The 18,736-nt window shown below is 43.2% G+C and carries 18 protein-coding genes; 17 read left to right on the top strand and 1 reads right to left on the bottom strand.

The features are described 5' to 3' along the window. Positions 1 to 18 precede the first annotated feature (18 nt). The 16 genes from icmF to hxlA all read left to right on the top strand — a co-directional run bounded on the left by icmF (position 19) and on the right by hxlA (position 17,507). The gene (icmF, locus tag ACXAD1_RS23550) at positions 19 to 3,285 is read left to right on the top strand and encodes a fused isobutyryl-CoA mutase/GTPase IcmF (RefSeq protein ID WP_474911188.1); all 3,267 of its coding nucleotides are present in this window, start codon (positions 19 to 21) and stop codon (positions 3,283 to 3,285) included. Positions 3,286 to 3,434: 149 nt separating this feature from the next. Beyond that, a complete protein-coding gene (locus ACXAD1_RS23545; RefSeq protein ID WP_206840794.1) occupies positions 3,435 to 3,611 on the top strand; it encodes a hypothetical protein in 177 nt (58 codons plus the stop codon). 512 nt (positions 3,612 to 4,123) lie between these two features. Beyond that, entirely contained in the window at positions 4,124 to 4,705 is a 582-nt protein-coding gene (gene rpoE, locus ACXAD1_RS23540) for a DNA-directed RNA polymerase subunit delta (RefSeq protein ID WP_370221887.1), read from the top strand. A 271-nt stretch (positions 4,706 to 4,976) separates the two neighbouring features. Further along, positions 4,977 to 6,581, top strand: a complete 1,605-nt coding sequence (locus tag ACXAD1_RS23535) for a CTP synthase (protein WP_206840790.1) — start codon at positions 4,977 to 4,979, stop codon at positions 6,579 to 6,581. A 186-nt stretch (positions 6,582 to 6,767) separates the two neighbouring features. Beyond that, positions 6,768 to 7,772, top strand: coding sequence for a LacI family DNA-binding transcriptional regulator (locus ACXAD1_RS23530; RefSeq protein ID WP_206840788.1), 1,005 nt, complete (start codon positions 6,768 to 6,770; stop codon positions 7,770 to 7,772). Between the two features lie 19 nt (positions 7,773 to 7,791). Next, positions 7,792 to 8,748: a sugar kinase gene (locus ACXAD1_RS23525; RefSeq protein ID WP_206840786.1), complete on the top strand. Its 957-nt coding sequence runs from the start codon at positions 7,792 to 7,794 to the stop codon at positions 8,746 to 8,748. A 10-nt stretch (positions 8,749 to 8,758) separates the two neighbouring features. Next, the gene (gene hxlB, locus ACXAD1_RS23520; RefSeq protein ID WP_370221884.1) at positions 8,759 to 9,304 is read left to right on the top strand and encodes a 6-phospho-3-hexuloisomerase; all 546 of its coding nucleotides are present in this window, start codon (positions 8,759 to 8,761) and stop codon (positions 9,302 to 9,304) included. Positions 9,305 to 9,314: 10 nt separating this feature from the next. Beyond that, positions 9,315 to 10,325, top strand: coding sequence for an ureidoglycolate dehydrogenase (allD, locus tag ACXAD1_RS23515; protein WP_474911187.1), 1,011 nt, complete (start codon positions 9,315 to 9,317; stop codon positions 10,323 to 10,325). Positions 10,326 to 10,353: 28 nt separating this feature from the next. After that, positions 10,354 to 11,358, top strand: a complete 1,005-nt coding sequence (locus ACXAD1_RS23510) for a TRAP transporter substrate-binding protein (RefSeq protein ID WP_206840780.1) — start codon at positions 10,354 to 10,356, stop codon at positions 11,356 to 11,358. 78 nt (positions 11,359 to 11,436) lie between these two features. Next, the gene (locus ACXAD1_RS23505; protein WP_474911186.1) at positions 11,437 to 11,931 is read left to right on the top strand and encodes a TRAP transporter small permease; all 495 of its coding nucleotides are present in this window, start codon (positions 11,437 to 11,439) and stop codon (positions 11,929 to 11,931) included. After that, positions 11,928 to 13,202: a TRAP transporter large permease gene (locus ACXAD1_RS23500; protein WP_206840777.1), complete on the top strand. Its 1,275-nt coding sequence runs from the start codon at positions 11,928 to 11,930 to the stop codon at positions 13,200 to 13,202. Before ACXAD1_RS23505 ends, ACXAD1_RS23500 begins: the two co-directional genes overlap by 4 nt. Positions 13,203 to 13,213: 11 nt before the next feature. After that, entirely contained in the window at positions 13,214 to 14,233 is a 1,020-nt protein-coding gene (locus ACXAD1_RS23495; RefSeq protein ID WP_474911185.1) for a zinc-binding alcohol dehydrogenase family protein, read from the top strand. An 11-nt stretch (positions 14,234 to 14,244) separates the two neighbouring features. After that, positions 14,245 to 14,880: a bifunctional 2-keto-4-hydroxyglutarate aldolase/2-keto-3-deoxy-6-phosphogluconate aldolase gene (locus ACXAD1_RS23490; protein ID WP_474911184.1), complete on the top strand. Its 636-nt coding sequence runs from the start codon at positions 14,245 to 14,247 to the stop codon at positions 14,878 to 14,880. Then, entirely contained in the window at positions 14,877 to 15,938 is a 1,062-nt protein-coding gene (uxuA, locus tag ACXAD1_RS23485) for a mannonate dehydratase (RefSeq protein WP_474911183.1), read from the top strand. The genes ACXAD1_RS23490 and uxuA overlap by 4 nt, the downstream gene beginning before the upstream one ends. A gap of 11 nt (positions 15,939 to 15,949) precedes the next feature. Further along, entirely contained in the window at positions 15,950 to 16,789 is an 840-nt protein-coding gene (locus ACXAD1_RS23480) for an SDR family oxidoreductase (protein ID WP_474911182.1), read from the top strand. Between the two features lie 91 nt (positions 16,790 to 16,880). Continuing rightward, positions 16,881 to 17,507, top strand: a complete 627-nt coding sequence (gene hxlA / locus ACXAD1_RS23475; RefSeq protein ID WP_474911181.1) for a 3-hexulose-6-phosphate synthase — start codon at positions 16,881 to 16,883, stop codon at positions 17,505 to 17,507. Between the two features lie 39 nt (positions 17,508 to 17,546). On the opposite strand, the gene ACXAD1_RS23470 is transcribed toward hxlA, so the two are convergent. Beyond that, positions 17,547 to 18,068: a DUF2529 domain-containing protein gene (locus ACXAD1_RS23470; RefSeq protein WP_370221876.1), complete on the bottom strand. Its 522-nt coding sequence runs from the start codon at positions 18,066 to 18,068 to the stop codon at positions 17,547 to 17,549. 216 nt (positions 18,069 to 18,284) lie between these two features. On the opposite strand from ACXAD1_RS23470, the gene ACXAD1_RS23465 reads away from it, so the two are divergent. Further along, positions 18,285 to 18,662, top strand: a complete 378-nt coding sequence (locus tag ACXAD1_RS23465) for a response regulator (RefSeq protein ID WP_206840763.1) — start codon at positions 18,285 to 18,287, stop codon at positions 18,660 to 18,662. Positions 18,663 to 18,736: the final 74 nt, after the last annotated feature.

Below are 18,736 nucleotides of genomic sequence, written 5' to 3'. Positions count from 1 at the left end.
CGGACAAGGGGGAGAACGATGAGCAATCCAGAAGTCTATAAGCCGAAAAATCATATTCGTTTCGTGACCGCTTCCAGTCTATTTGACGGACATGATGCTTCCATTAATATTATGCGCCGCATCATTCAGGCAAGCGGTGCAGAGGTCATCCACCTCGGGCATAACCGTTCTGTGGAGGAAGTCGTAAATGCTGCGATACAGGAAGATGTGCAGGGCATCGCTATTTCCTCTTATCAGGGAGGGCATGTAGAGTACTTCAAATATATGTATGACCTTTTGAAGGAGCGAGGCGCATCCCACATCCGCATTTATGGCGGAGGGGGCGGTGTCATTATCCCGAAGGAAATCAAAGAATTGCATGACTACGGAATCGCGAGGATTTTTTCTCCGGAAGACGGCCGCCAATACGGCCTCCAGGGGATGATAGACCAAATGATCAAGGAGTGTGATTTCCCTACGTTTACAGCTGAAGCATCCGAGCAGATTGAAAAGCTTCAGGATGGGGAAACGAATGCGATTGCCAAGCTCATTACACTGGCTGAGCATCAGGTAACCGTAGGCAAAGAAGCGGCAGCATCGCTTGAGCCGGTCATGGAGAAAGTGAAGTCCCTCGAAAAGCAGGTTCCTGTTGTGGGAATTACGGGTACAGGCGGTGCCGGAAAAAGCTCGCTGACAGACGAGCTGATCCGCCGCTTCATAAATGAAATTCCGGAGAAAAAAGTTGCGATTCTTTCTGTTGACCCGACAAAACAAAAAACGGGTGGTGCACTTCTTGGCGACCGTATCCGCATGAACGCTATCTTTAATCCGCGAGTGTATATGCGAAGCCTGGCAACAAGAAATTCCCGCAGCGAGCTATCGCTTGCGATTCAGGATGCGATATCAGTTGTCAAAGCAGCGGGCTTTGACCTGATTATTGTGGAAACTAGCGGAATCGGGCAGGGGGATGCCGGCATTGCGGAAATTTGTGATGCTTCGATGTATGTCATGACAAGCGAATTCGGTGCGCCTTCCCAACTTGAAAAAATAGATATGATCGATTATGCAGACTTAATTGTCATTAATAAATTTGAGCGCAAAGGTTCAGAGGATGCGATGCGCCAGGTGCAAAAGCAGTACCAGCGCAGCCGGATGCTATTTGAAAAAGAGCTGGAAGACATGCCTGTCTACGGAACCATTGCCAGCCAGTTCAATGATCCTGGCACAAATGCGGTGTTTGCTGCACTTGTGGAAACGATTAATGAAAAAGAAGGCACAGACTGGAAGACAAGTTTTACAAAAAGTGCAAAAGTTGAGAAGCAGAATGTGATTATTCCGAATGAACAGCGCTATTATCTGCGCGAAGTTTCTGAAACAGTCCGCGGCTATCACAAGAAAGCCGAGGAGCAGGCCGATCTCGCCCGCAAACTGTTCCAGCTGGAAGGGGCTCTGCTTGCTGTAAAAGAACAAGAAGGAAATGAAGAAGTCATTGCTTCTCTTGAAGGCATTAAATCAGCGGCAGAAGAGAAGCTGACTGCTGAAACAAAGAACATTCTTGCAGGCTGGGATGATCTGAAGGAAAAATACTCAGGCGAACAATTTGTGACGAAAATCCGCGATAAAGAAATCGTGACGGTTTTAAAAACAAAAAGCTTATCCGGGCTGTCCATTCCAAAAGTGGCACTGCCTAAGTACAAGGATTACGGAGAAATCATCCGCTGGGTATACAGAGAAAACGTGCCGGGTTCATTCCCTTATACAGCTGGTGTTTTCCCATTCAAACGCGAGGGTGAAGATCCGAAGAGACAGTTTGCCGGAGAGGGTACGCCTGAACGGACAAACCGCCGCTTCCATTACCTGTCCAAAGATGATGCCGCAAAGCGCCTGAGCACAGCATTTGATTCTGTAACCTTATATGGGGAGGATCCTGACTACCGCCCGGACATTTACGGAAAAGTCGGGGAAAGCGGAGTCAGCATCTGTACACTGGATGATATGAAGAAGCTTTATGCCGGATTTGATTTGTGCCATCCATCTACATCTGTATCGATGACGATTAATGGGCCGGCACCGATCATTTTGGCAATGTTCATGAATACGGCAATCGAACAGCAGATTGAAGTAAAAGAGCAGGAGCTTGGCCGCGTGCTGACACCTGAGGAATTCACAGAAGTCAGGGCGAACACGCTGCAGACTGTCCGCGGGACGGTTCAGGCTGACATTTTAAAAGAAGATCAGGGGCAGAATACTTGTATCTTCTCTACGGAATTTGCTTTGAGGATGATGGGAGATATTCAGCAGTACTTTATCGACCATAAAGTCCGCAATTATTACTCTGTTTCGATTTCCGGCTACCATATCGCAGAAGCGGGTGCAAACCCGATTTCTCAGCTTGCCTTTACACTGGCAAATGGCTTCACCTATGTTGAGTACTATTTGAGCAGAGGCATGAACATCAATGATTTTGCACCAAACCTTTCATTCTTCTTCTCCAACGGACTTGATCCGGAGTATACAGTCCTTGGGCGTGTGGCGCGCCGCATCTGGGCAACGGTTATGAGAGATAAGTATGGCGCAAATGAAAGAAGCCAGAAGCTGAAGTACCATATCCAGACTTCAGGGCGCTCTCTGCATGCACAGGAAATTGATTTTAACGATATCCGCACAACGCTGCAGGCATTAATGGCGCTTCAGGATAACTGTAACTCGCTTCATACCAATGCGTATGATGAAGCCATCACGACACCGACAGAAGAATCTGTCCGCCGTGCAATGGCCATCCAGATGATTATTACAAAAGAGCATGGCTTGTCGAAAAATGAAAACCCGCTTCAGGGCGCCTTTATCGTGGATGAGCTGACAGATCTTGTGGAAGAACAGGTACTGAGAGAGTTTGAACGCATCAATGACCGCGGCGGCGTTCTCGGTGCCATGGAAACTCAATATCAGCGCGGCAAAATTCAGGATGAGTCCATGTACTATGAAATGAAAAAGCATACTGGAGAGCTTCCAATAATCGGAGTCAACACTTACTTGAATCCTAATCCTCCATCAGAGGATGAAATGAACAACATGGAGCTTGCAAGGGCAACGAAGGAAGAAAAAGAAACGCAAATTCGCAACCTGCGCAGCTTCCAGGAACGCAACAAAGACAAATCGGAAGAGGCACTGAAACAGTTGAAGGAAACAGCAGTCAGCGGCGGCAACATTTTCGCCGCGCTGATGGAAACCGTCAAAGCGGCAAGCCTCGGCCAAATCACCCGTGCGCTATACGAAGTAGGCGGACAGTACCGGCGGAATATGTAAAAACCAAATGGATTAACAGGGCCTGCAGCAGCAGGCCCTTGTTTTCTGCACTATTATTTAACATAGAATTAATATAAAATACATCCATATCCTATATAATGGAATCAATACATAGCATTGCACTTCGGGGAACCTGAGGATGTGAAAAAATGAAAAAAATCTTGCTCTACATAGCCATCCTTGCAGCTGCTGCAGGAGTCTACTTCTTATATGGAAAACAGCTGGGAGCCATTGCATTCTATCTGCTCTCCATCTACTTCACCTGGCTCGCCTATAAAAAATGGGATCGCCCGTTAAAGCGCAGGAGGAGAAAAAGGGCAGATTAGCTTTATGTGTTACATTAATTTATCCGAACACTCGTATTCAAAAAGTGAAGGCATTTTTGATTCGGCAGTGATAGTAAAAAACGTGTAGTCAGCACCCTGTTGATTGGAGCGGAGGGCACTTGATCCTCGAAAATGCTGTTGCATTTCCTTCGTGCGGTGTTCATTCGAGGAAGCTTATTCAATGTCCTGCGGGAGATGCGGGTCATCGGGAGACCCCGCAGGCGAAGCCGAGGAGCTCTGTTCCTCCCCGCGGAAAGCAAGTGCCCGTAGCGGAAATTAACGGACATCATTCAAAGCCCTATTAAGATAGTTAAAATCAAAAATAAATCGCATAAAAATACGCAGAACAGCAGATATAACTGGCATAAACCGTAAAAATTTGTTTATAATGAAGAATATGCCTTCTTGCAGGCTGTCCTAATGCATTTACGGACAGCTGCGGAACTTCAGCTTAAATAGTTAGTGATTTGCGCTGCAGAATGAGCGTTTACATAGGAAAGGAAGTGCTGATATTGAGTTTGGAACAGTTCTCAAAAGAAGAATTACAGGAAATGTCATTGATTGAAGTGGCTTATGAGCTTCTAACAAGCAAAAAAGAACCAATGGCCTTTAATGACATTATGAATGAAGTGGCTAAACTTATGAACCTTTCAGAGGAACAAGTTAAAGGGAAAATTGCACAGTTCTATACAGATTTAAATATAGATGGCCATTTTATCGGATTGGGCGATAACCGCTGGGGCCTTCGTTCATGGTATCCAGTTGACCAATATGAAGAAGAAATCGTTACCGTAATCAAGCCAAAGAAGAAAAAGGCGAAGAAAAAGGATGACGATGATCTCGATCTTGAAGATTATGATGAGCTTGATGAAGAGGATATCGATTACGACGATATCGACGGATTCGATGATGATGATCTGACAGAAGACGATGATGACGATCTTCTCGACGATGACGATGATCTTGATGATGATGATGACTTCGAAGACGATGATGATATAATCGATAAAGATGAAGAATACGACCTCGGCGATGAGGACGAAGAGCTTGAGGAAGATGACCTCGACGCTGACGAAGACGAAGAAGATTTATAATCTTGACTTTTCGTTTCAGGGCTTGTAGAATACTTTTTGGGCTCCTTAAAAAAGGACGATTCGTTTAGACGCTAATAGCGCTCCCTTACTTACTTAAGTAAGAGGAGCGCTTTTTATTTTTTTATAGGCCATGTGCCTTTTTAAAAGAGCTAAACCATCCCTTTGCGATAAGCTTCTGCTGAAAAGTCGGAGGCTGAACAATAGAATTTTTATCATCAAGTCTTTAAACCAGCATCATTATGCACAAACTGATATCAAGGGGGAATTTTTCATGACTAAGTATATTTTTGTTACGGGCGGAGTTGTTTCGTCACTAGGAAAAGGAATCACGGCAGCATCACTTGGCCGCTTATTGAAAAACAGAGGGTTAACGGTTACGATTCAGAAATTCGATCCTTACATAAATGTGGATCCGGGAACAATGAGCCCGTACCAGCATGGTGAGGTGTTTGTAACAGGTGATGGCGCGGAGACTGACCTGGACTTAGGCCACTATGAGCGTTTTGTTGATATTAACCTGACTAAATACAGCAGTGTAACAACTGGTAAAATTTACTCAACCGTCCTTAGAAAAGAGCGCCGCGGCGACTATAACGGCGGAACAGTGCAGGTTATTCCGCATATCACAAATGAAATCAAGGATAAAGTTTTCCGTGCAGGCCATGAAACGAATTCTGATGTGGTCATCACAGAAATCGGCGGAACAGTAGGGGATATTGAGTCACTTCCATTCCTTGAAGCGATCCGTCAGATTAAGAGCGATATCGGCCGCGATAATGTGATGTACATTCACTGTACATTGGTTCCTTATATAAAGGCCGCAGGCGAAATGAAAACAAAGCCTACACAGCACAGTGTTAAAGAACTGAGAAGCCTTGGCATTCAGCCAAACGTAATCGTTCTTCGTACAGAAATGCCAATTTCCCAGGATATGAAGGATAAAATTGCGCTATTCTGTGATATCGACAAAGAAGCAGTTATTGAAGCAACAGATGCGGATACATTATATTCTATACCGCTATCCCTTCAAGATCAGAAGCTTGATGAAATCGTCTGCAAGCATTTGAAGCTGAATTGCGGAGAAGCGGACATGACCGAGTGGAAACAGCTGGTTGACAAGGTTCTGAACCTTTCCAGAAAAACAAGGATTGCCCTTGTCGGTAAATATGTTGAATTGCAGGATGCTTACATTTCAGTTGTCGAAGCCTTAAAGCATGCGGGTTATGCTTTTGATTCTGATATTGAAATCAAATGGATCAACTCTGAAGAAGTAGACAGCAATAATGTCAATGGACTGCTTCAGGATGTTGATGGAATCCTGGTTCCAGGCGGATTTGGGGACCGAGGCATTGAAGGGAAAATTCTTGCGATTCAATATGCGCGTGAGAACAAAAAGCCATTCCTTGGCATCTGCCTTGGCATGCAGCTGGCTTCCATTGAATTTGCAAGAAATGTACTGGGTCTTGAAGGGGCACACTCAGCAGAAATTGCTCCTGAAACACCGCATCCAATTATCGACCTTCTGCCTGAGCAAAAAGATATTGAGGATTTAGGCGGAACTCTAAGACTTGGTCTGCAAGCTTGTAAATTGAATGAAGATACAAAAGCATTTGAGGCATACCAGGATGAGGTGGTATATGAGCGCCATCGCCATCGCTATGAATTCAACAACCACTACCGCCAGGATATGGAGAAAGCAGGCTTTGTCTTCTCCGGTACAAGCCCGGACGGCCGCTTAGTGGAAATCATCGAAGTGAAGGATCACCCTTGGTTCGTTGCTTCCCAGTTCCATCCTGAATTTATCTCAAGACCAACCCGCCCTCAGCCATTATTCCGTGAATTTGTCGGGGCGTCATTGAAATTTAGTGAGAAATAATAAAGTGTTAAAATCCCTTCGGATTCGGAGGGGTTTTTTTTGTCCGGATCGTTGTCGAATGATTTCTGCAAAAAATAAAATTCAGAAATTTTAGTATTGATTTTGAAAAGGTTTTCATTTATACTTTCACTAAACCGGTTTACTAAACCGATTTACTAAATCGGTTTTGCGAGAGGATAGTACAACATGAAAAAAATAACGATGTTAGATGTTGCGCAAAAAGCAAACGTATCAAAGAGCACAGTTTCACAGTATATCAATAATCGCTACGAGTATATGGCGGAATCCACTAAAATGCGAATTGAAGACGCCATTCGCGAGCTGGGATATATCCCGAATTTCGTAGCTAAAAGTTTGAAGCAAAAGAAGTCATCAACCATTGGAGTGATTGTTGCCAATATACTTCATACGTTTTCGACAGAAATTATCAGGGCCATTGAAGATGTCTGCGAAAAAAATGAATTTCATTTATTTGTCTGTAACGCAGACGATAATCCGGAAAAAGAACGTGCATACATTGATATGCTTTTAGCAAAACAAGTTGATGGTCTGATTATCTTTCCGACCATCGGAAATGAAGATCAATATAAACGGCTGAAGCTTTCAAATTTCCCCATTGTTTTTGTAGATAGAAAGCTTGATAAAGCTATTTATCCGACACTGCTTTTGGATAACGAGAGAGCAGCTGAGATTGCCGTTCAGGAAATCGTCCAAAAAGGCCATAAGAAAATAGGTCTGGTATCCATGTCCTTAAGCCAAAAAGTGACACCACGGATTGAACGGATAAATGGATACAAGAAAAAGCTGAAACAAAATGATTTGCCTGTAAAGGATGATTGGATTATTGCTGCAGAACGAAAAGACATTATCCCTAAACTGGAAAAAATGTGGATGAGTAAAGAAACACCAGAGGCATTTTTTGCTACAAACGATCTTTCGCTCATTGAACTTTTGAAATTTTTTAGAAAAAAGAATTTAAAAGTTCCCGAAGATGTAAGCGTTATCGCTGTAGATGATTCTGATTTCCTGGAAATCTCGGCAACACCGATAACAGCCATCAAACAGCCAACCTTTGAAATTGGCAATGATGCCGCTTCTGTTTTATTAGATTTAATTAGAAATCCTCGATTTGAGGAAGTATACGAGATTAAAAGATACGCTCCTGCTTTAGTTGAGCGGGAATCTTTATAGAGTGTTAGGAGAGAAAATAATGTCATCACCATTCAAAGTTTTAACAATCGGAGATGCCATGATAACACTGAACCCAGCTGTAAAAGGGCCACTTAGATATGTTACCCAGTTTGAACGCAAGGTGGGCGGTGCAGAACTCAACTTTGCCATTGGATGTGCAAGGCTTGGGTTAGGCAGCAAGTGGATTAGCCGGCTGGGGGAAGATGAGTTTGGCAGAGTCATATATAACTTCGCTCGGGGAGAGGGCGTAGATGTATCGGGTGTGAATTTTGTAAGCGGCTGCCCAACATCACTTAACTTTAAGGAAATCAATGAGGATGGATCAGGCAAGACATTCTATTACCGGTATAACTCGCCTATTTTAACTTTGACACCGGATATGATTCAGGAAGAACTGTTTGAAAATGTAGATCTTGTCCATCTTACAGGTGTTTTCCTTGCTATTGATCCAAAGAACATCGAAATTGCCGCTAAAGTGATAGAAGCTGCAAAACAAAAAAAGATTCCAATCTCCTTTGATCCAAATATCAGACTGAAGCTTTGGTCAATCGAAGAAGCGAGAAGAGCGTATAAAGACATTCTTCCGCATGTTGATATCCTGCTGACTGGGTTAGAAGAGATCAGGTTAATAAGCGGGATGGAAGAAGAAGATGAACTTGCGCTTTTTGCCAGAGAATATGGCATCAGAGATTTGGTCTTAAAGGATGGCGCTAATGGATCAAAGCTATTCCGGGATGGTATTTGGACACGGGCAGAGAGCTTCCGTGTGACTCCAGTTGATACAGTCGGAGCCGGAGATGGATTCGATGCAGGATACGTTTATGGCTGGCTGAACGGTTTCAGCAAGGAAAAGCTGCTTCAATTTGCGAATGGCGTAGGCGCCCTGGTTACAACCGTCTCAGGAGATAATGAAGGTCTTCCTTATCTAAATGAAGTAAACGCATTTATCAATAATGACCTTATTGTTGAAAGATAAGAGGTGGACAATGGATACAATTTTTACAATTCTCAAAGAAATGAGAGCAGTATGCTCACATGTCGATAAGAACGAATACGAATCTTTCGTAGCACTTTTAAAGAGTGACGCTCGTTTTTTCTTTACTGGAGAAGGTCGTTCAGGCCTAGTGGCAAAGGCGATTGCCATGCGTCTCATGCATAGCGGGAAAACGGTCTATGTTTTGGGAGAAACAACAACACCGGCCATTCAGAAAGACGATATATTAATCGTTTTATCTGGCTCAGCCAAAACAGGACAGACAATAAGTTTTTCTGAAAACGCCTTCAGGGCGGGGGCAAAAGTATTTTTAATAACCACTAATAAAGAGGCCATTCATCAGCCGTGCTTTACGGGGGGAATGCAAATTCCTGCGGCAACAAAATACCGCCATACAGGAGAACCGGATACGATTCAGCCTCTGGGAAATCAGTTTGATCAGGCCGCACATCTCATCTTAGATGCTGCAATTGTTGATAGTTTATCAGAAAGAAATTCGAACGAAGAAATGGTCAAGAAACATACCAACCTGGAGTAGGGGGATCATTATGTCTACTGTGACAATTCATCATGAAGAAGCTGAGAAGCTAGTAGTTCAGAAATTAACAGATGCTGGCTTGATACATGAACATGCAGAAAAAGTTGCGGAAATACTGGTTCATGCAGATTTAAGAAATGTTAACTCACATGGTGTACTTCGTACTGAACATTATGTGAATCGTCTAAATGCGGGAGGAATCAATCCCAATCCGGAGATTACATTCAATAAAACTGGTCCTGTGACAGGGGTAGTCGATGGCGATGACGGATTTGGACATGTCATTGCAGATGAAGCCATGAATCATGCCATCCAGATGGCAAAGGAAAATGGTGTGGGGATGGTAACAGCCATTAACAGCAGCCATTGCGGGGCACTTAGTTATTTTGTTCAAAACGCGGCAGAGCAAAACCTGATTGGAATTGCGATGACCCATACCGATAAAATTGTCGTGCCATTTGGAGGCAAAGATGCTTTCCTTGGAACCAATCCGATTGCCTATGGCGTTCCGGCAAAAACACAGAAACCATTCATCCTGGATATGGCAACATCGAATGTAGCTCTGGGGAAAATTCTTCAATATAAAGAAGAAGGAAAAGAAATTCCAGAAGGATGGGGTGTGGACGAGAATGGGGAAACCGTAAGAGATCCTTCCAAGGTCGTTTCACTTTCTCCGTTTGGCGGGCCTAAGGGCTATGGACTATCAATGATTGTCGATATCTTCTCAGGTTTGCTTGCAGGTGCAGCTTTTGGGCCGCATGTAGCCAAGATGTATGGAGACCTGGATAAGAAGCGGAAGCTTGGCCATTATTTCTGTGCAATTAATCCGGCATTCTTCACGGATGCAGAAGCATTCCTGGGAAATATGGATCAAATGATGGCAGAAATCCGTCAGGCCCCTCCAGCTCCCGGTTTTAAAAGTGTTCTTGTGCCAGGTGAAATTGAACAAATGAATGAAGAAAGAAATCTCGAAAAAGGGATCACAATTGCTTCAACGGTACATCAGTTTTTAACAAACTAAATCTATAGAAAAAAAGGGGAGAAAAACAATGAAATTTAAGTGGTTATCCGGTGTTTTAGCTGCGACTTTGATGCTTAGTGCCTGCGGTTCTGGCGGTTCTAATGGGGCAAGTGGCGAGAAGCAAGAGGGAGAAGTAATCAAGTGGAAGTTTGGCCACTTGGCAGACGAGAATCACATTTGGCATAAAACAGCTGAGGAATTTGCAGATCTGGTTACTGAAAAAACAGACGGGCAAATTGAAATTCAAATTTTCCCGAATAACTCTCTTGGCGGAGAAACAGATACAATCAATGCCATTCAGGCGGGTACAGCTGACATGGTCATTTCAGGGGAAACCATGCAAAACTGGGCACCTAAAGCTGCTTTAATGGCAGTACCGTATGCCTTCCGTGATCTTGACCATGTAAAAACGGTTGTAGAAGGGGAAATCGGTGAAGAAATTGAAAAGGAAATCACTGAAAAAGTTGGCTTGACTCCTTTGTATTATCATACACGCGCTCCACGTAACTTGACTTCAAGTGAGCCTATTGAGGCACCATCTGATTTGAAGGGATTCTCAATGCGTGTACCAAATGTTCCATTGTTCCTGAAAGTTTGGGAAGCTGCAGGCGCTAAGCCGCAGGTTATGGACTTCAATGAAGTATTTACTGGCCTTCAGCAAGGAGTTATTAAAGGACAGGAAAATCCGGTTGACTTAATTCAGAGCGGCGGATTATATGAAGTTCAAAAGTATGTGAACCGTACAGAGCATGTATATTCATGGATTTATATCCTGATTGGGAACAAGCAGTTTGAGGCCCTGAATGATGAACAGAAAAAAGCTGTGACAGAAGCAGCTGCAGAAGCACAGGCATTTGGAGAAAAACTTTATGATGAGGAAATTTCAAAAATAGAGTCTGAGCTTGAAAGCGAAGGAATGGAGTTTGTTGATGTTGACCAGGATGCCTTCCGTGAAAAAATGCAGCCTGCGATTAAAGATAGCCTTAAGCCGGAACAGTATGAGCTTTATGAAAAAATTCTAGAGGTAGAATAATAGTCTTATTGGAACAAGTTAAAGGCACCGCTGACTATTTTGCCAGCTGTGCCTTTAATTAAAGGAAGGAATGAAAACATGAAGATTCGAATTTGGCTTGACCGAATATTAGCCTTCTTGACTGTTATGAGTTTTTCTGGGGTTATTATCGTGGTTACCATCCAAATCATGTCGCGCTATCTTCCCTACACAGCCATTTGGACGGAAGAGCTTACGCGATATTTGTTTATATACTCCATTTGCTTTGGGGCACCGCTAGCTTTGCTTCGAGGCGAGTTTATTAATGTGGATCTGATTCTCACAAAAATGTCACATGCTTTTCGCCGCTATTATGAAATTGGAATTTATTTGCTGATTATACTGCTAAGCGGGGTTCTCGTTAAAGAAGGATGGTTCTTTACACAGCTAGGGGGAAACCAGACTTCAGCTACAATGCCTTTTCAGATGTCGGTAATCCACGCTGCAATATTTATCATGAGTTCATTTTTATTATTGTATTCAATTGTCAAAATCATTAGGCTAATTAGAAATGAAGAAGACTTTAATTCACAAATGGGTGGTGGGGAGCTATGATGGCAGCCATTTTGTTTTTCTCGTTCATAATCCTGATATTCCTGGGCGTGCCAGTAGCATTCAGCCTTGGCCTGTCTTCACTTTTTTATTTAATTCTGGCTGATATCCCGTTAAGCATCATTCCGCAAAAAATGTTTGGAGGACTAAACTCCTTTGTTTTGCTCTGTATCCCCGGGTTTATTCTGGCAGGAAATTTAATGAATGCTGGCGGTATTACGGATCGCATCATTCAGTTTGCAAATAATTGCTTCGGCCATATCCGCGGGGGCCTTGGCTTAGCAAATGTAGGATCCTCAATGGGATTTGCAGGCATTTCTGGTACAGCATTGGCAGACACAGCCAGTATAGGAGCTATTCTTATTCCTGCGATGAAAAAAGAAGGGTACGGAGCAGGTTTTTCTGCAGCAGTAACGGCATCTTCATCAACGGTTGGCCCGATTATTCCTCCGTCTCTTCCAATGATTATCGTGGGGACACTTGCGTCAGTATCTATTGGCGACCTGTTTTTGGCCGGTGCTCTGCCAGGGATATTACTTGGACTGGGATTAATGATTCCAACCTATATTATTTCTGTTAAAAGAAATTATCCCAAAGGGGAAAGAAAGTCATTAAAGGAAATATGGAAAAGCTTCACTGGAGCGTTCTGGGCACTATTTATGACAGTTATCATTATGTATGGAATTCTCGGAGGCTACTTCACACCGACTGAAGCTTCTGTCATTGCAGTATTGTATGCCTTTGTCATTGGAATCTTCGTTTATAAAGAGCTTCCAATTAAAAAAATTCCGGAAATTATGCTCTCTTCCATGACAGGTACGGCTTCTATCATGCTTCTCGTAGGCTTTGCCAACCTGTTTGGCTGGATTATGGTAAGTGAGCAGATTCCTCAAATGGTTGCAGATGCCATTCTGGGGATCTCTTCAAACCCAATTGTCGTTATTCTATTGATTAACTTACTGCTGTTATTTGTTGGAACGTTCATGGAGACGATTGCGGCTCTAGTCATCCTATTCCCGGTGTTATTGCCTGTAGCGGCTTCCATCGGAATGGATCCGGTTCAATTTGGTGTCATGATGGTATTGAACCTTGTTATTGGACTTGTAACGCCTCCGGTTGGTGTATGTCTATTCGTAGCATCACAAATTGGCAAGATCTCAATTGGGAAAACAGCAAAAGAATTACTGCCATTTTTAGGTGTCAGTCTGGCAGTCTTAATGCTTGTGGCTTTTGTGCCGCAAATCTCACTGTTTCTTCCAAGTTTATTTGAATAGGGGGCAGTAAAATGAAAGCAGTTCAAATTCCAAGTGCAATGGAAATGGAAGTTATTGATATAGAAACACCAGTTATAAGCAATCCCGATGAAGTCCTGGTGAAAGTGAAAAGGGTCGGAATATGCGGTTCAGATATGCATATTTACCATGGGACAAATCCGCTTGCCACTTATCCAAGAATTGTTGGCCATGAAGTGGCCGGTGAAGTCGTTGAAGTCGGATCAAATGTATTAGGAATAAAACCTGGTGACCATGTTGTAGTGGAGCCAATCCGCTACTGCGGAGAGTGCTATGCATGCCGGAAAGGGCGCCCGAATGTATGTCAGTCTTTATCTGTTTTTGGTGTTCATGAAGATGGAGGCTTGCGGGAATTCTTCGTACTGCCTGAAAAACAGCTTCATGTTGTGAATTCATCTTTAGAATGGGATGAAATCGTATTGGCTGAACCCTACACTATTGGAGCTCAAGCTGTGTGGCGCGGGGGCGTTGAGGAAGGAGATACTGTATTCATCCAGGGAAGCGGCCCGATAGGCATATGCATTTTAAAAATGGCTAAGCTGCAGGGAGCAAGAGTCATCATCAGTGATTTGAAGCAGGAGCGACTGGCATTTGCAAAAGAAAATGGGGCAGATGAAATTATTAATGCATCGGAAGAGTCTGTAGAAGATCGGGTATTGGAATTGACAGATGGTGAAGGGCCAAATGTTGTGATTGATGCAGTATGTCTGCCTTCCACCTTTGAGCTTGGCGTAAATCTTGTATCGCCTGCCGGCACAGTAGTTGTGCTGGGGTTTGATGAACGGCCATCATCCATTCCGCAGCTTCCAATCACTAAAAAAGAAGTAACCATTGTCGGTTCACGGCTTCAGACAAACCAATTTGAAAAGGTTGTATCTCTGCTGAATGCAGAAAAGCTTCAATCAAACGGTTTTATTACCCACCATTTTCCGATAAGTGAAGTGAAGGAAGCATTCCAATATGTAGAGAACAATCCTGACCAGGTTCGAAAAGCAGTTATTGTTTTCGATTAAGGGGAGATTAGATGAACTTAAAAATAGAGAAACTTAATCAGCTGACAGAATCGAAAGTGGTTGCAGTTGTGCGCGGAAAAACACCTGAAGAAGCGATTGAAATTTCTGAGGCAGCCATAGCAGGAGGTTTTCGTGCTATTGAAGTGACTTATACTACACCTGAGGCGGAAAAAGTGTTTCAGACTTTAAGAGGCTCAGACGGTATAATCGGGGCTGGGACAGTTCTGGATTCGGAAACAGCCCGTCATGCTATTTTAAATGGGGCGGAATTTGTAGTGAGTCCGCATTTTGATAAGGATATAGCCTTGCTTTGCAATCGATACAGTATTCCATATCTTCCTGGATGCATGACCATAACTGAAATCGTGACAGCTCTCGAATACGGCTGTGACATTGTAAAGCTGTTTCCGGCAAATCGCTTTGATCCATCATTTATCGGTGCAGTCAATGGACCCCTGCCTCAGGTGAGCATCATGCCCACTGGCGGTGTGAATCTGGATAATGTCAGTGCGTGGCTTAAAGCTGGCGCTGTCGCAGCCGGTATTGGAAGTGACTTAAACAAGGCTTACAAAGCCGGCGGCAAAGAGTCGGTAAAAGCACTTTGTGAAAAATATGTCGAAGCAATTAAGGGAGGCGGCGGAAAATGAATATGACTTTTCGCTGGTATGGAAGGGATAATGATACCGTAACTCTTGAACAAGTGAAACAGATACCCAATGTGAAAGGAATCGTTTGGGCCCTTCACAGAAAACCTGTCGGGGAAGTTTGGGAAACAGATGAGATTAAATCGGAAGTTGAGTATATAAAGTCCTTTGGGTTTCATGCAGATGTGGTGGAAAGTGTTAATATACATGAATCTATTAAGCTTGGAAACAATGAAAGGGACCTACATATAGAAAATTATAAGAAAACCATTCGGAACCTGGGTGAATTTGGGGTTAAAGTTATTTGTTATAACTTCATGCCTGTCTTTGATTGGACGCGGACTGACTTATACCGTGCACTTCCAGATGGCTCAACGGCATTGTTTTATGAAAAAAACAAAGTGGAAAATCTGGATCCGCAGGATTTAATTAAAACGGTTTCCGAGGCTTCTGATTTGACTCTTCCTGGCTGGGAGCCTGAGAAAATGTCCCGGATTAAAGAGTTATTTGCAGCGTATCAGGATATAACTGCAGAGGACTTGTGGGATAACCTGCGCTATTTCCTAAAGGAAATACTGCCAGTGGCAGAAGAAGCAGGCATCAAGATGGCAATCCACCCGGATGATCCGCCCTGGTCCATTTTTGGCCTGCCGCGTATCATGACCGGAGAAGAAAGTCTGCAGAAACTCCTATCTATTTCCAGCTCTCCCTCCAATGGCATTACATTTTGTACAGGATCTCTAGGAGCTAATCCGCAAAATGACATGGTTGACCTGGCAAGAAAATTTGCCGCAAGATCACCATTTGCACATATCCGAAATGTAAAGATATTCGACAATGGCGATTTTATTGAAACTTCTCATCTAACAGCAGATGGTTCCATCAATATTAAAGGGGTCGTCAAGGAGTTATCAGAGATTCAATATGAGGGGTACGTGCGTCCTGACCACGGCCGGCATCTTTGGGGTGAAGAATGCAGACCGGGATATGGTTTATATGACCGGGCTCTTGGGATCATGTATCTTCACGGATTATGGGATGCCTATCAATCTGAGAAATAAGGAGAATGCGAATGTTTCCAATACATGAAAATTTAAATGCAAAAACAGCTGTGATTACGGGCGGAAGCGGAGTGCTTTGCTCGGAAATGGCCAGGGAGCTCGCAAGGCATGGGGTGAAAGTGGCGATTCTAAATCGTACGGCAGAAAAGGGAGCTGCAGTATCGGCTGAAATTGAAAAAGCAGGGGGAACAGCGATTGCTGTTGCAGCAGACGTCTTAGACCGTGAATCCCTGGAAAAAGCAAGGGAAGAAGTGATCAGCCACTTTGGACAGGTAGATATATTAATTAATGGAGCAGGCGGGAATCACCCGGATGCCATTACTTCTGTAGAAACCTATAATGTGGAGTCTTCTTCTGAAAAGTCCTTCTTTGATATGGATGAGAAAGGCTTCTCCCAAGTATTTGCCAGCAACTTTACAGGGACTTTTTTAGCCAGCCAGGTTTTTGGCAAAGAACTGCTAAAGCAGGAATCACCTATCATTATTAATATCTCATCAATGAGTTCATATTCGCCAATGACAAAAGTGCCTGCCTATAGTGCAGCCAAATCAGCCATTAATAATTTTACAATGTGGATGGCTGTGCATTTCGCAGAAACAGGGTTGAGGGTAAATGCAATTGCACCGGGCTTTTTCTTAACAACTCAAAACCGCAATTTATTATTGAATGAAGATGGTTCCCATACGGCCAGATCAGAAAAAATTATTGCTCATACACCAATGAAAAGATTTGGCCAGCCAAAAGATTTGCTTGGTGTGCTGCTGTGGCTTGCTGACGAAGAATATTCTGGTTTCGTAACGGGTGTTACGGTACCAGTTGACGGCGGCTTTATGGCATACTCAGGAGTTTAATATGAAAAATAAGCCACAGGAAGTATTCCTGTGGTTTTTGTTTCAGGCTGCTTCCTTATAAAAATACAATTCTAAAAGAAGGAGAATAGAAGTGAAAATTCAGCTAGCACTTGACCGCTTAACCGAACATGATTGTTTCCGTATCGCAGATGAAACTTGTGACAATATCGATTGGATTGAGATCGGGACGGGCGTTATTAAAGAATATGGTATGAAGATAGTTCGGGAAATGAAGGCTGCTTATCCAGAAAAAACAATTGTGGCGGATATGAAAACTTGTGACGCAGGAAAACATGAGGCAGAACAGGCCTTTAAAGCAGGGGCGGACGTTATGACTGTGATGGGCTTTTCACATAACAGCACGATCAAACAGGCATTAGAGATTGCAAATGCCGCTAATAAAAGAATTATGATTGATTTGCTGGGAATTAAGGACGCCAAAAGAGTTAAGAGCCTATATGATTTGGGAGCGGACTTATTTTGTCTCCATATAGGAAAGGATATGCAGAAAGAGGGTTCTATAGCGGATCCCGCTTTATTCAGACTTGTTAAAGGGTTAAATGATATCGAAGTCGCTATTGCAGGCGGGGTTTCAGAAAAAACAATTGGGGAATTGAAGGATAGTATTGCTGATGTTGTCATCGTTGGAAGTGCCATTACAGGTAATCAAGCACCAAAAGAAGCCAGCTCAGCAATAAGGAACAAACTAGAAAAATGACAGCAGCCCCCGAAATTGGGGGCTGATTCTGCTCATCTATTATTCATACTCCGCCAAAATCTCTTCAATCGTAAACTTAATTCCATAATAAACAAATAAAGCAGCCATGGATGCCGGATAGCCGAAGCGGTTGCCTTCTTCATCAGGAAGGAGCCCTTTAGCAAGCTTCAAATCAATATGGACATCGGCTAAATCAGAGATGTTAACATTGTTTTCCGCCTTAACTGTGCTCACAGCCACAAAGGGAATTCCTTTTTCAGACAATGATTTTGCCAGAGCAGCAGCGTCTTTGTCATCTGAATGTCTTGAGAAGATGATCACTCTGTCTGTTTCTGCGACTTTCGCATCACTTTCCAAAATCGCTGCATCTCTAAGCGGTTCCTGGCTATGAACGGCTTCATAGCCAATGGCAGCCATTTCTTTAGTACCGTAAATATATATTTTTCCATCACCGGCGGCAGCTTGAGCCAATAGGCGTGCGCTGTCCTCGATGGAAAACTCCTCTTTTTCCTGAAGTCTTTTAAACAGCCCTGTCAGCTGGGTAGAAAACATCTTAAGCAATTATTTCACTCCTTCGGTCACTGCACTTAGCGGTTCTATTATAGTGAAAAGGGAGGAAAAGGTAAAATATTCACATTTGAAATTGCAAAAACCAGCAGGAATAATCATGTTTCACAGAGAAATTAGCTGTAGGAGAATGTATAGTTAAGTGACCTGCAGTCATAATTCAGTATGGTTTTAAACCTAAGTGCTTTTAATACGACAGGAAGAGGTGGCTTGATGAAAGGGAAAATTTTAATTGTAGATGATCAGTTCGGAATCCGTATTTTGCTTAATGAGGTACTACAGAAAGAAGGGTACGAAACATACCAGGCTGCCAATGGAGTCCAGGCTCTCGACATTGTTTCCAAGCATTCGCCTGATCTTGTTCTTCTCGACATGAAAATACCGGGAATGGATGGGATTGAAATCTTAAAAAGAATGAGAGTGGTGGATAAAGATATCCGCGTCATTATCATGACTGCATATGGCGAGCTCGATATGATTCAGGAGGCCAAGGATCTCGGAGCTCTTACTCACTTTGCGAAGCCATTCGATATCGATGACATCAGGGCAGCGGTAAAGAAATATTTGCCTGTGCCTAACTCGAAATAATCCAAAATTATCCGTTTTTAAGCTGAAATTCCATCGCTATAAAAATGATAGCGTTTGCTTTATGACAATTAACA

This window comes from Cytobacillus sp. ABV4_503 (genome assembly GCF_056158445.1).
This window is presented reverse-complemented; position numbering and strand designations above follow the sequence as displayed.